This is a genomic window from Paenibacillus sp. FSL E2-0177, from assembly GCF_037992975.1.
GTDB classification, from domain to species: Bacteria; Bacillota; Bacilli; order Paenibacillales; family Paenibacillaceae; genus Paenibacillus_AQ; species Paenibacillus_AQ odorifer.
In genome coordinates this window covers 2550816-2564652 of record NZ_CP150307.1, presented here as the reverse complement: position 1 = coordinate 2564652, position 13837 = coordinate 2550816, and the positions used below count along the sequence as shown (strand labels likewise).

Below are 13837 nucleotides of genomic sequence, written 5' to 3'. Positions count from 1 at the left end.
GTCCATTTTTGTACTATATTCCCAAAATTATGATGCTGAAAGTATGGCATCCCCCCATTCTGTTTGTCTGTAACAAATCACTCACTTGAATCAAAGTTAGAAAAATAAAAAAACAGCATGCATCGATATAAAATCGACGCATGCTGTTTACTTGACCTGGCTTGTCCAAACTAGAATCTAGCCACAAAAAATTCGCGGTCTGCGGGAACGTTAAAACTTCTTATAGTAGCTCCACTCTCATCTCTCAAAGTGAGAAGATAAGGTACCGATGTTAAGGTACTAATTGTTGGGAATCTAACTACACCAAATTCGTCAAAATCAGCAGTAACCGTTGTAGTTCCAGCTCTCAATGAAGCTGTCCACCCCGTAGTATCTTTAGGTGTACCCGTTGCATTTGTACCAATAGCAACAACAATAAATCTATCCAGAGTCTGTCTAATTCTACGTTTCTTTCTTGTAGGAGCTGCTTTCGCTTTTTTAGCCGCGAGAACTTTGCTAGCCATAACTGCTTTCTTGTTAACTGGTTTTTTAATAATTGCCATTTACTTCACCACTTTCTTTTTAGGATACGTTAGTAAATGCAAGAATCGTAAGGTTTGACCTCTCTTTCACCTACAAATCTGAAAATATGTTAAACCCTAGTTTCATAGTTTCGTGTCCACTAGCTCTGCAGTGCATATAATACCTTCAAGAGGTGATTCATTACTAATGAACGGTCAAAAATGGCTAGAGCAATATCATTCGAAAATGCACCATTCCTTGAGAAAAAGAGTTCAACGTTCCTATCTTCCAGGGCATAAAGCGAATACCATTCCAGTTATTATTAAATTCAAACAAAAAATAACTTCAGCCCAGCTACAGTCTTTACAAAAGCATTTAAAATCCCACGACCTTCCGATCAGACATCATCTTCACCTGCTCAATTCGATATCATCCAAAGTTTCAAAGAACTGCCTGAACCGGATGTGCCGCTGGGATGGAATCGAAAAAATTTATTTGGATCAAGTCAAAAAAACATCCCTTAATATAGCGACACCATCCATTGGTTCTACAACCGCCCAAAAGAAAAAGGGGCTTACCGGAAAAGGCATCAACATTGCTATTCTTGATACAGGGGTGTATCGGCACCCTGACCTGTTTCGCCCTGTTAACCGTATAGTTGCTTTTAAAGATTTTATCAATCATAGAAAACAGCCCTATGACGATAACGGCCATGGAACTCATATCGCAGGGGATGCAGCAGGCAACGGATGGATGAGTAAAGGAAAATACAAAAGCCCTGCTCCAGAGGCAGGGATAGTAGGTGTCAAAGTACTAGATAAAAATGGCGATGGATATGACTCCACAATCATTAAAGGAATTGAATGGTGTATTGCGAATCGGAGAAGACTTAATCTTCGTATTCTTTCGATGTCATTCGGGGGTAAGGTGAATCTTCCTTGTTCAGATGATCCACTCTGCCAAGCTGTAGAAAAAGCAATTAAAGCCGGACTTAACGTTGTAATAGCTGCTGGAAACAGCGGCCCGGGACGCAGTACGATCGAATCTCCAGGGATTAGTCCTTCAGCAATTACTGTCGGTGCAGTGGATGACCGTCGCACGCTCACACAAGCGGACGACCGAATCACTTGGTTCTCCAGTCGCGGACCCGCACCGGGAGGAAGGAAGAAACCAGATCTCGTTGCTCCAGGCGAGACGATCATCTCCCTTCGTGCTCCACGATCCAAGCTGGATCGCGAGCTTCCTTATTTGCGGATAGCTAAAGATTACTTTGTGCTGTCCGGTACCAGTGTCTCAACACCTATCGTCTCGGGTGTGATCGCGCAATTACTCCAGAAGAACCCTTCTCTTACGCCTAAGCAAGTAAAATCCATACTAAAAAAGAACACGTATCGCCTTAAACTAAGTCCTAACACAGCAGGATGCGGTGAGATCAATGCGCGGTTTTTATCGTAAATCCGCTTCTTTTTTAAAGGCAGTAATGACGGAAACCGACAGGTCCTCTGTAAATACACCTGTAGGTTCTATTTCTAATAAAGCTGATTTCATATCATCTTCAAAACGTTCTAAGTTATCTCTAAATAATCGCTTAGAAGCATAAGACGTAGAATACAAATTTCCTAGTATCGAATCAACAGTCCAAGTGATGGAATAACTCGGTAATACCTGTCTTTTAACGTCTTTAAAACTGGATCGCTTTACAACATCCTCATGTCTTTCTTGGGGATGTTTATATGTACTTTTTCCGGCTATTCTTTCGTCACCCAACCAGCGTTTCACTACTTCCTCTACCTTTTGTTGCCAAGGTAACGGTTCTTGTTGTTCATTAAAAGTATCAATTACAGCAATACCACCGTTATCATCTAAACTATGATAGAGAACTTCAAGTATGGATTCTCGGTCCATCCAGTGAAACGCCTTAGCCATCATGATGAGACGAAAGGAACCCCAGTCATTGAATAGTTCTTCCGCTCTCCCCTGTTGCCAGCTAACATTCTCAACCCTGTTGTACTGTGATAACAGCTTTGCTTCATCTAGCATCTCTAGTTCAGTATCTACGCCAATGATTTCTTCGAACCAATCCGTAAACCTTAGCGCTAACTGCCCAGTACCACAACCTAAGTCCAGCAACCGGCCCTCTCCGTGAAGTGAGAATTTGTCCACTAGATATCGAATCAGTGAGGACGGATATAGCGGGCGATATCTGGTGTAATAGCTTGCAGTATCTTTGAACAGATCCGGACCATAATCATTCATAGCTGAACTCCCCCTTCTTTTTTACCAAGGACAAAATCATAGCAGATATGTTGTGCAAATAAAAGGCTATCCAGAGCATTCTGGGCAGCCTTTATTTATGTGGATACAGCCCAAAATAATTAAAAATATTGACAATTAACTTCGTTGCATATATGGTTAATTACATAACTAACTAACCAATGAAGTTGGCGGTGAATACATGGGAAACTTAATGGATGATACACGACCGATATTTATGCAGATCGCCGAACGAATAGAAAATGACATCATCGAAGAAACACTGCTGGAGGAGTCACAAGTTCCTTCGACAAATCAGTTTGCTGTTTTCTACCAGATCAATCCGGCTACGGCTGCGAAAGGTGTGAATTTGCTTGTGGATCAAGGGATATTGTACAAAAAACGAGGAATCGGTATGTTTGTAGCTTCTGGAGCGCGTGCAGTATTGATGGAGAAGAGAAAAGAACAATTTTATGAACAGTATGTAGTAACCATGATCAGTGAAGCTGAAAAATTAGGAATTACGTTGGATCAATTAACAATTATGATTCAGAGGGGAGACAACAAGTCATGAATGAAGTTGTTGAAATCAAAGGATTGACTAAGTCATACGGAAATGTCACTGCCATCCATGAACTCAGTTTTTCATTGGAGAAAAACAAGATATACGGGCTTCTCGGCAGAAACGGTGCAGGAAAAACCACAATAATGCATATGATCACAGCTCAGCTTTTCCCCACAAGTGGTGTCCTGAACGTATTTGGTGAACATCCATACGAGAATAACCGGGTTCTCAGGCAGATTTGCTTCATTAAGGAAAGCCAAAGGTATCCGGACACGTACCGAATCATCGATGTACTGGAGGTATCCGAATTATTTTTTCCAAACTTTGATCGGGAATATGCTCACTCTTTAATCAAGGATTTCAATCTGCCATTAAAAAGAAGAATAAAAAAGCTATCCCGAGGTATGCTCTCGGCTGTAGGAATTGTAGTAGGTCTAGCCAGCCGTGCTCCGCTTACCATTTTTGACGAACCCTATTTAGGACTTGATGCTGTAGCTAGAAGCCTGTTTTACGATCGCCTAATTGAAGATTATGCTGAAAATCCACGCACAGTTGTTTTGTCCACCCATTTGATCGATGAGGTAAGTCAGCTTTTAGAGCATGTTATCGTCATCGACAACGGCAAGCTAATTATTAACGAAGATGCTGAAGCCCTTCGCGGGCAAGCTGTTACGGTAATCGGCGCGACAGCGAAGATCGAAGATTTTATCGCCGGCAAACAAGTCATTTCCCGCGAGTCTTTTGGCGGATTGCTTACAGCCACCATTATCGGTTTCAACGCGAAAGATCACGCACATGCTGAAAAGTTAGGCTTAGAAATCTCACCTGTATCTTTACAGCAATTAATCGTTCATCTCACAAATAAAAAATCTCTAGGAAAGGAAGTGACCGTGTAATGAATCCTACGGCAGGCATGATAAAAATGCATTTCAGAGATAAGTGGTTATGGTTGTATATGCCTTGGGTAATCTTGTTATCCAGCTTCTTGGTGAATGTCATCGTCGCTTCTTTCATCCAAGAACCAATCTATACCGGCGGTCTCGTCTCCATCTTCATTTATATGTTAATCACCGGTATACTCATTTTGGTGCAGACCTTCCCTTTTGCTCTGGGCTTAAGTCAACGCAGAACGGATTATTTCATAGGCACTTCCTTAATGGCTATTATAACTAGCGCCACCTACTCAATTCTCCTCTACCTGCTCGCAATCATTGAAAGCAGGCTCACGGGTGGCTGGGGTTTGGAACTACATTATTTTCATTTGCCCTTTTTAAATGATGGTAATGCCATAGAACAGCTGTGGATGTATTTTGTGCTCTTTCTTAATATGTTTTTTCTGGGGCTAATGATATCCAGTATCTTCCGGAGATTTGGCCGAAGCGGTTTGTTCATTTTCTCAGGGGCTATGTTTATCCTGTGCAGTCTCGGTGTATTATTAATGACCTATAATCAGTGGTGGGTAGACCTCTTCAACTGGTTTGCTGGATATACCGCATTTGAACTTGCTTTGTGGTCCATGCCTTTGACAGTTGTGTACGCTCTTTTATCGTTTTTGATGCTGCGTAGAGCAACAGTGTAATTCATTATCCTATAAAAAACAGGTGTGTCCCAAAAGCCATGCCGGGTGCACCTGTTTTCTTTCGTGTCTTAGACTTTGATCTAGACAACAAACTTTATTGGATTCGAGCATAGTTGCGCGTGCGATGGTGCTATCGGACCCAGCGGGGTGAGTAGCTTAAAAGCAAACGCAGTTCGCTATTGCAGGTAACGACGGGTCGAAACACAGATTAGTATTTCGCTAATCAGCGCGTGCGAAGGCTCTATCGGACCCAGCTAATCTTATTCGTGGCTTTAGAGCACATTTGGATTCCTAACGGACCCAGCTGACCTTATTCGTGGCTTTAGAGCACATTTGGATTCCTATCGGACCCCACAGTCGCTATTGGCATAAAAAACGCCAATTGTGATCCTTTTTCCATGCTATAGCTGCACTGGGGTCCGATGCTACGCTCAAAAGGTGATAAATGCGCAAATAGCTTCATCTGAGTCCTTTAGCCTCAGGTGATGATGATGACTCCGCGGGGCGAGTAACGTAGAAGCAAAACACTAATTAGTCTTTCCCCAATCTGCGCGTGGAAAGACGCTATAGGACTCCGCTGACCTTATTCGTAGCTTAGAGCACATTTGGTTTTCTATCGGACCCCGCTGACCTTATTCGTACCATTAGGGCAGATTTGGATTCCTATCGGACCCCACAGTCGCTATTGGCATAAAAAACGCCAATTGTGATCCTTTTTCCATGCAATAGCTGCACTGGGGTCCGATACTACGCTCAAAAGGCGATAAATGAGCAAATAGCTTCATCTGGGTCCGTTAGCCTCAGGTGATGGTTCTTAAGGATACCTTCCTCTTTCGCACTACCGTCTGCTGAAAAACATAAAAAAAGGATTATAAACCTGCTACTAGAGCAGTTCTATAATCCTTTTAGCTATGCGGTCAAGAGGACTCGAACCTCCACGATATTGCTACCACTGGCACCTGAAGCCAGCGCGTCTGCCAATTCCGCCATGACCGCGTATTATAATGACTCGCTTATTGCGGTCACAAGATAGATCATACCACGCTGAGAATTCAACGTCAATATATTTTCGCCGTTTTCTTATCATTCATTAATTTATGGATAATTATTGCTTTTGTTGCCGAATATAAGGTATAATGAGAACAAAAGTTCGCATAATATAAATGAGGTGATTTATAATGGCGACTACAAAGCTAAACACATCCATTATTGATGAAGAAGTAACTAAAGAAGAACTGTCCCTGATCAGAAGCTATTTGCTGCTAACGTTTATTCATAAAGTTTTCGAACGTGACTGCCGTGTAATCAGTAGAAGCGGCCTGTTTAAGACCCCTCAGCTATATATGGAGCTCGTATCTGGTGCCACTAAGAAGACGTCACTAATGCTTCAAGAGGTTACGCGCGAGCTGAGCTCCCATGATTTGAAGATTACTACCGTTCGCCAAGATCAGCGAGGAGTCGAAGCCTTATATTCCTGCAGAGGATTTCAAGGAGAGATGAATATATTATGGCCAGGCTTCCGTAGAGAAATGATGCTGCGCATGCGCGCGTATCTTGGACTGTCCACAGAACTCTCCATACTCTCCAGAGAAGAGAATGCGTCTGAACTAGCTCTAACTATATAATCCCAAATGATATTACAGAAACAGCTCCCGCCCAGTAGGGCGAGGAGCTGTTTTGTATTATGAAGATGATTACTGCGAAAATTATTACTGTGAAGATTATATATTATCCGGATCTTGTCTTGGTTCACTAAATGGCTGGAATAAATAATTGCGATCCAGCTTCACTACTCGTCTATTCTGACGACGTATCATCACCTGAGAATCATCCCAAGCAAGAACTATCCCTTTTACATCGTTACTTTCCAAGCCATCACGCACTACACGAATTTTCTCACCGGAAATCCGATAGGCATCCAATTGCTCATCGCTAATCATCATTAATCCCTCCTGTCATAGCTTGTCCTATTTAGTCTCAGAAAAAAGACCCAAATGATAAATCATCTGGGTCTCATGTAGGCAATTAACGACTTGCATGTCTACTAAAGCATTCTTATATCAGCGCTTCATTCTTCTCAAACCAGAAGTCAAGAACTTTAGCGGACATCACACGTTGCTCCAGATACTCCACTTGGTTAGTTGTGAATTTCTCTCTCCACGGGAAGGATAACTCTTCGCACAAACCTTTGATTGTCAGAAGCTCTGACCAGGCTACATAGCGTTTGTACCAAAAAAACTGAGGATGTTCAATCATATAGGGATACAGATCGTCGAATTCCGTGTGTTTGCAATCCAGCGCACGCTCGAAATGATCCTTGGCCTCGGTTAATTTATCAATAAAAAATTGTTCAGTCACCGGTTCTTTCCCCATTGTGACGCCTCCTCCCTATGTCTAATTTTTATTATAAAGGAAAATCCATAGGGTGAAAAGCAGTTGTTTAAAAAATAGGCCTGTTCTTATTGCCAATTAGGTTATTCCCCAAATTCGATGGTGCCTCCATTTAGAGAGGTAATTCTTACGAGTGACTCCAGACGAATGCCTTGCTCTCTGATCGTCCGAGCCCCTGCCTGAAAGCTTTTTTCTACTACAACACCAAGACCAACTAGCTCAGCGCCAGAACGTTGAATGATCTTAATCAATCCACGCGCTGCATCACCATTGGCAATAATATCATCAATAAAGAGGATTTTATCCTCTGGAGAGATGAACTGGCGAGACAGCATAATATCTGTAACAATACCTTTTGTAAAAGACGGAACTCTTTCGCAAAGCGCATCCGGATCAGCTAACAGTGTTTTTTTGCGGCGTGCAAAAACTAGCGGCACCTTTAATTCATACGCGGTGGCAAATGCCACGGCAATGCCCGAGGATTCTACGGTCACAATACGTGTAATTCCTGAGTCCGCAAACCTCCCGGCAAACTCCCGTCCCATTTCCATCGTAAGCTGTGGATCAACCTGATGATTTAGCAGTGCATCCAGCTTCAGCACCTCATCCGAAACGACGACACCTTCTTCCAAAATCCGCTGTTTCAACACTTCCATGACTTTGAACCTCCAATACCCTTTATAATCGCAGACATTCCGTACAAATTAATCACTGATCATAAAGCAATTACGACGGAAGTCATGTCCTACTGATCCTCATCATAACCTGTACTATACAGAGTACACAAGGTTATCCTGCATAGCACTCATTATGATTTTTCTTTAGCTTCGTAAAACTATTAGGAGGGGAGCCATGAAATCACATGTCCGAACATTACAGATCGCTTTCACTTATATTGGCACCATTGTAGGAGCCGGATTCGCCACCGGGCAGGAAATATTAAAATTCTTCACACGTTACGGGCACTGGGCAGTCCTGACCATCCTGCTCTCAACTATATTGTTCATATGGCTGGGTACAAAAATGATGGTCATTGCTCGGCGAATAGAAGCGGAATCCTATGAGGACTTTAACCGTCACCTCTTCGGGGAACAGGTCGGAAGCACCATCAGTTTGTTCACGATGGTCGTCCTGATCGGAGTAAACAGTATTATGCTTGCAGGGGCCGGCGCTATTTTTCAGGAGCATCTCGGACTTCATTATCAGACTGGACTAATTATCACATTGCTTGGTTCATACTTTCTGCTAAAACGAGGAATTTCCGGTATTCTGCAAATGAACAGTATTGTAGTTCCTTTAATGCTTACTCTGTCACTTATCATTATTTTTAATACTTTTCAAATTCCGGGAGCTGGACGATTCCTGTTCCTTGATAACGATCGCTCTCTCTTTGGGGCATGGATGTCACCGCTGCTCTACACCGCCTTTAATTTAGGGATGGCACAAGCTGTTTTAGTCCCTATGGCTCGTCACACAGAGGAAGAAAAATCCCTTGTATGGGGCGGTATTATTGGGGGTACCGGGATTGGTTTTATGTTGATTGCCGCACATTTCGCAATGAGCTCACAGATGCCAGGGATTCTCAAGTTTGAAATTCCGATGGGCAGCATCGCCGTCCGGTTGGGTACTGTAGTGCAAACTATATATCTGCTGCTGATCTTTTTGGAGATCTTCAGCACTTTTGTCGCCGATATTTATGGAGTAGCTGTACAGCTTAAGCAACGGCTTCCCCTATCAACCGCATTGATTACACCACTTCTGATGTTGGTCTGCTATTTACTGAGCCAGTTCGGCTTTAGTTCACTGCTCTCCGTGTTCTACCCAATCTTCGGAGGTTTATCACTGGTCTGGGCTGTCAAACTGCTACGAACACCATGGTCCTCTCCACCAGGTAGTAATACTTCATCGAACTCAAAGGAGAAGGGGAACAGTATCGTATCCGTAAAACCAATCACCCGAACTACACGGAAATAACCGCTGCTGTAGGAATCATACGTGCTGCCACTTCCGCCACATGCTTGTGACAGGTCATCATCACAATCTGGCGGGAGATCGACAGTTCTCCAAGAAGTCCAAGTGCAGCATGAAGACGAGACTCATCAAAGTTAACGAAGAGATCATCGAATAACAGCGGCAGCGATACTTGCCGTGACATGGTCTCTGCCAATGCCAGCCGGATGGCAAGATACAGCTGTTCTGCCGTCCCTCGGCTGAGCAGTCCGCTGTCTAGTAATCCCCCATTCTTGTGTTCAGCTTTCAGCTCTTTATGCCCTAGTGTCATAACAACCCTTTTGTATTCCCCTTCCGTCAGCTTGGAGAAATAATCTGAGGCAAGCAGTAATACCTGTGGCTGCTTCTCCTGCTCATACACACGGCGAGTTCGCCCGATTAGTTCGGCAGTTATCGCTGCCACTGCATATTTATCAGCCACGATCCGCAAGGCTGCTCTCTGCTCTTCCAGTTGCTGAATAACGGAATCCTCCACGCAGCGCTCCTTCAAATACTCCCTTTCCTGAAGCAGCTTGCCTCGTTGCTCCAGCAGGGTGTTCCAACCCTCTTCCTGCCGTTCCATCAATTCTTCAGCCAATGACCGCTCCAGCTGCAATGCTTCCACATCATGATGATTTAATAATTCCAGCAGAGCAGCAACCCGCTCCTCCTCCCAACCACCGAACATAGCAAGCTCCCACTGGCGAATCAATTTATTCAGATCACTGCGCCGCTGCACAGCTGCTGACCTGCGTAAGAAATCCTCTCCACCAGTCGCCCCGCCTTCCTGTATCAGAAGTTCACGCTGTTCTCTCAGCTCACCTAATATCCTGTGGCTCTCCTTGAGTTCTTCATCCACATCCTGCAATCTTGACTGCATAGTTTCCCGGCGAATCAAGTCCTTTTTCAGATCATCCCATGCTCTTTTTCGCAGTTCCAGCCAGCTTAGTAAGGTTAATGCAGATACTCGTTTCCCCTCTTGCGGATCTATTTCAAAACCAGCTGCCGCTACACCAGACTCGTCGCCAAGATCAGCACCCGACTCATAAATAAGAGCGAGCAGCTCCTCCTCAAACACGTTACATTCTGCTTCCAGCTCCTTCAATCGTAAGGAGAGTTTATTCTCTTGGCGCAGCAGCTCATTCCCTTGTTCAACCATAGCAAAAATATCCGGCAGCCCTTCAGGAGATAATCCTTCAGGCAACCTGCGTTGGCAAAGCCATCCTTCATATTGCTCAGCCGTTTCCGTGAATGCCGCCTCCACCCGGTGCATTTCTTCAGCGAGCAGCTTCTCTTGACCTGCCAGCGTCTCCAGCTCCGTGCGGCAGGTATCACGCTCGGCGGCATAGCGTTCGATGCGCTGCCGCCAAGCTGACCAAGCCTCCATGAGCCTGCGAAGCTCCCTCATGGAGGCCTCCAGCCCGCCTGCGTCAGGGCTGGACCCCGGGGCGGCCGGCCGCCGCCCCGGCACAACGCTCTCCGGCTCCGCCCCGGAGAGCAGCTGCCCCCGCAGCCGCAGCATCTCGGCTGCGGCTGCGCTGACGTCCCCGCCATGCTCTGGCGGGGACGCTTCCACCCGGCGCGCTCCGCGCAAGCCGGCCCAAAGGGCCAGATCGGCCGCGCCCAGCAGGCCGATCGCAAGCACAGCGCTGGCCGGCGGAGCACCGGTCAGCCACAGCGCTGCGGGCAGCAGCACGGTTAGTGCTGCCCCAGCGCACAGCAGGCGCAGGTAGAGCGCGGCCATGCGCTTCGCGCCAAGGCCGTCACTTCCGGCGCCGCGCGCTGGCCCTTCGCTGAGCTGCGCTTCGCGCCAGCGTTCGGCCGCCTGCTGCAGCTCGTCCCACAGCTGCAGCACTTCACGGGCGCTGCGCGGAGCCAGCTGCGCAAAAGCTTCCGCGCCGGTAGCGTGCTCACGCGCCAGCGCCCGTTCTGCTGCTTGGAGCGACGCTGAGGCAGCGGCCAAACGGGAGCGCAACGACTGCCGCGTTGCACCCTCCGCCTCCATGCGGCGGTCATAACTAGCGAACGCCGCCGCAAACTTCCGTGCAGCTTCACGATCCGCCGCTGTCCCAGAGAACGAAGTCAGCTCTGCAGGGCCCCAGCTCACATCAATGCCGCGCAGAATTCGCCGCAAATGCTCATTCAGCGCCGTTAACTCTCCCTCAAGCCGTTGTCTTTCCGTTCTACGGTTCTCATAACTGCTCCGATGCCGGTCCAGCCGCTCCAAAGCAGGCCCCTGCGCTGCTAATACTTCATCTGTAGGGTTCTTTGCCAGTTCAATAGTAAGCTCGCTTAGAAGACGTTCATAACGTACTACTGATCCCTGTGCATTCCGAATTTCTCCTTCAAACGCCTGAAAGCGAGTTGCCCCTTCTTCAGGAAAGGCTGAAATCAATGGCAATCCTTGCAGCTCTAGCTGAGCCTCGCTCCATTTTAACCACAGCTCACGGACTTCCTGTGCTTTTCGAAACATCACTAGCTGCTCTCCAGTGAGCTTGCGCTGTTGCTCCAATTCATCTAGCTCCGACTCCCTTACCCTCAATGCCACTATATTATCGTTATATCTCGGAAGATAAGAACGGCTCTCAACCATTTGTCGCTCAAGCTTTTCTATGGCTTGCACAACTTTTGCTGCTTCTTGCAGCTTGCCACGAGGTTTGTACAGCTTCTCAGCTTCCTGCACCAAACGGCGTTCCGCACGCATGATTGCACCGCCACCGCCCATACCTGCATGAAAAAGAAAGCTGCTCATCTCATCAGATTGAAGGGCAGCAAGCTCCTGCAGCTCGTCCAGTGAAACTGCGAACAATTGCTGGAACATACTCCTAGAGATCCCCCCAAGTAAATGTCGTTCCATTTCAGCTTGTCCCAGCTCTTGAGTCATTTCATTTGGATGATTTACTGTAATGTTCAGCTTTTCATTTCTTCCTGATCCCTCAGCACCTGAAGCAAAACGGCGAATGGTCCACAAACCATCATTACTGTCACGTATCTTCAAGGTTCCCCCATGCAATCCGCCTTGCAAAGGTTCATACCTTTCCAAGGGATTTCCACGGCTTGGAATTCCAAACAGCATAGAGCGTATGAATTGCAGTGTCGTACTTTTTCCTGCTTCATTACGCCCATAAAGTACGGTCACTCCCTGCGTTAAATGAATCTCTCGATTGTGAAGACGCCCAAAGCCATTGATATGCAAATGTTCAATTCTCATCGTTTTGCCCTCCGGCTTGTTGATATGAAAGACTTTCCGCCGCTTCAACAGTATCGTCCATCCCGCCAAGCATCGTGATTCCCTGCTCTGCTGAACCACGTAGCCAGCTCAACTTCTCTTCTTGACTAGTCATAGACAACAGCTTTCGCAGCTCCTGATTCTCCAATAGCGGTTTAAGCGCACTATTTAATAGTTCTTCGAGCGCTTCCGGGGAATGTTCTGTATGCTCTGCAATGCGCAGCATTTCTCCAAGAAAACTATCCTCTTCCAATAAGCGTTGGCGATCAATAGCTAAACCGGACTCTATAGAGAACCCTTCCGTCCAGACAAGCCCTTTGTAATCTTTACGCTCAGCCCTAATCGCCTCACGGCGCTGGAGTTCAGACAGCAAATCCTCTGCTGCCCCTTTTTCAGCCAATACTTTATGTACGTCCCCTCGCCCAATCAGACGAAATCTGACCACCGACATGAGCTCCGGGAGCTCCGCGCGGATGTCTTCAATAACCTGCTCCACTTTCTGTATCCATTCTGCTTCATTGCTTAATCCTTCTATAGATAAGTCTCTAACCTGCCAGCGGACGAAATCCAGTTCATGAAATTGCAGAGTGGATCTTCCAGCCTCATCTACATCCACAATATAACAACCTTTAGCTCCGGTTTCCTTAATGCTGCGCCCTTGTATATTGCCTGGATATACAATCACAGGTTTCTCATGCAGTACACTACGTTTATGAATATGTCCAAGCGCCCAATAATCAAACCCCCGTTCGATAAGGTCCCTGCGACTGCAAGGAGAATAGGTCTCATGCAGCAAATCACCGTCTACATTGCCATGCAGCATCGCAATATGAAACAGGCGGCTGCCAGGTTTACGAGAAAAGGTTACAGCTGTGTTGTTCGTCACTTTCGCCGTTGGGTAAGAGATTCCACTAACGATGGCAACTTCTTGGCCATCTATACGGCGGCAAGCTGTAGCGTGATCTGGCTTCTCTCCGCCAAATACGGTAACATGCTTTGGCATTTCCGTTGTCAGACGCAGTCCGTCAAGCGGATCGTGGTTGCCATGAATCAGGAACACGTGAATCCCGTGCTCACCGAGTTCTTTGAGCGCTTCCTGAAATCGCAGCTGTCCCTGTAACGATGCATCTGAAACATCATACACATCTCCACTAATGACAATAAAATCAACATTCTCTTGGATCGCAACGCGGACAAGCCGCCCGAGGGCGGCAAAGGTAGACTCACGTAAATAAGCACGAATGGCTGGCGAAATATGCGCCAGCCCGGCAAAACGGCTATCCAGATGTAAATCAGCAGTATGCAGAAAGCGAAATGGAATCATAGGTGC

General features: G+C 46.3%; 13 protein-coding genes and 1 tRNA gene. 6 read left to right on the top strand and 8 right to left on the bottom strand.

Features of this window, described 5'->3' with window-relative positions; all coding sequences use genetic code 11:
- Positions 1-170: 170 nt before the first annotated feature.
- A complete protein-coding gene (locus tag MHI25_RS11340) occupies positions 171-542 on the bottom strand; it encodes a hypothetical protein (RefSeq protein ID WP_076129971.1) in 372 nt (123 codons plus the stop codon).
- Positions 543-708: 166 nt separating this feature from the next.
- On the opposite strand from MHI25_RS11340, the gene MHI25_RS11335 reads away from it, so the two are divergent.
- Positions 709-1956, top strand: coding sequence for a S8 family peptidase (locus MHI25_RS11335; protein WP_076195036.1), 1248 nt, complete (start codon positions 709-711; stop codon positions 1954-1956).
- Here MHI25_RS11335 and MHI25_RS11330 read toward each other — a convergent pair.
- Positions 1948-2757 (bottom strand): class I SAM-dependent methyltransferase, encoded by an 810-nt coding sequence (locus MHI25_RS11330; RefSeq protein ID WP_076129969.1) that lies wholly within the window; start codon positions 2755-2757, stop codon positions 1948-1950. The two genes, MHI25_RS11335 and MHI25_RS11330, sit on opposite strands and share 9 nt — an antisense overlap.
- Positions 2758-2956: 199 nt before the next feature.
- Here MHI25_RS11330 and MHI25_RS11325 point away from each other — a divergent pair, with 199 nt between their 5' ends.
- Genes MHI25_RS11325 through MHI25_RS11315 form a run of 3 tightly spaced genes read left to right on the top strand, consistent with a single transcriptional unit; the run spans position 2957 to position 4898 of the window.
- Positions 2957-3328 carry a GntR family transcriptional regulator gene (locus tag MHI25_RS11325; RefSeq protein ID WP_076195038.1) on the top strand — a complete coding sequence of 124 codons (372 nt, stop codon included), beginning with the start codon at positions 2957-2959 and terminating at the stop codon, positions 3326-3328.
- Positions 3325-4215: an ABC transporter ATP-binding protein gene (locus MHI25_RS11320; protein ID WP_076186440.1), complete on the top strand. Its 891-nt coding sequence runs from the start codon at positions 3325-3327 to the stop codon at positions 4213-4215. The genes MHI25_RS11325 and MHI25_RS11320 overlap by 4 nt, the downstream gene beginning before the upstream one ends.
- Complete coding sequence (locus MHI25_RS11315) at positions 4215-4898, top strand: hypothetical protein (RefSeq protein WP_076129967.1); 684 nt, start codon at positions 4215-4217, stop codon at positions 4896-4898. Before MHI25_RS11320 ends, MHI25_RS11315 begins: the two co-directional genes overlap by 1 nt.
- Positions 4899-5810: 912 nt before the next feature.
- On the opposite strand, the gene MHI25_RS11310 is transcribed toward MHI25_RS11315, so the two are convergent.
- Positions 5811-5894 (bottom strand) — tRNA-Leu (locus tag MHI25_RS11310).
- Between the two features lie 182 nt (positions 5895-6076).
- Here MHI25_RS11310 and MHI25_RS11305 point away from each other — a divergent pair.
- Complete coding sequence (locus MHI25_RS11305) at positions 6077-6523, top strand: hypothetical protein (RefSeq protein WP_340395418.1); 447 nt, start codon at positions 6077-6079, stop codon at positions 6521-6523.
- 96 nt (positions 6524-6619) lie between these two features.
- Here MHI25_RS11305 and MHI25_RS11300 read toward each other — a convergent pair whose 3' ends face one another.
- From MHI25_RS11300 to MHI25_RS11290, 3 genes are all read right to left on the bottom strand, one after another.
- A complete protein-coding gene (locus tag MHI25_RS11300) occupies positions 6620-6838 on the bottom strand; it encodes a hypothetical protein (RefSeq protein WP_036689413.1) in 219 nt (72 codons plus the stop codon).
- A 115-nt stretch (positions 6839-6953) separates the two neighbouring features.
- Complete coding sequence (locus MHI25_RS11295) at positions 6954-7271, bottom strand: hypothetical protein (RefSeq protein ID WP_036689410.1); 318 nt, start codon at positions 7269-7271, stop codon at positions 6954-6956.
- Between the two features lie 101 nt (positions 7272-7372).
- Positions 7373-7945: a xanthine phosphoribosyltransferase gene (locus tag MHI25_RS11290; RefSeq protein WP_038569895.1), complete on the bottom strand. Its 573-nt coding sequence runs from the start codon at positions 7943-7945 to the stop codon at positions 7373-7375.
- A 196-nt stretch (positions 7946-8141) separates the two neighbouring features.
- On the opposite strand from MHI25_RS11290, the gene MHI25_RS11285 reads away from it, so the two are divergent.
- Positions 8142-9263: a hypothetical protein gene (locus tag MHI25_RS11285; RefSeq protein WP_076191400.1), complete on the top strand. Its 1122-nt coding sequence runs from the start codon at positions 8142-8144 to the stop codon at positions 9261-9263.
- Here the strand turns inward: MHI25_RS11285 and MHI25_RS11280 are convergent.
- A complete protein-coding gene (locus tag MHI25_RS11280; protein ID WP_340395417.1) occupies positions 9250-12489 on the bottom strand; it encodes an AAA family ATPase in 3240 nt (1079 codons plus the stop codon). The genes MHI25_RS11285 and MHI25_RS11280 overlap by 14 nt on opposite strands.
- A complete protein-coding gene (locus tag MHI25_RS11275) occupies positions 12479-13831 on the bottom strand; it encodes a DNA repair exonuclease (RefSeq protein WP_340395416.1) in 1353 nt (450 codons plus the stop codon). The genes MHI25_RS11280 and MHI25_RS11275 overlap by 11 nt, the downstream gene beginning before the upstream one ends.
- Between the last annotated feature and the right edge of the window lie 6 nt (positions 13832-13837).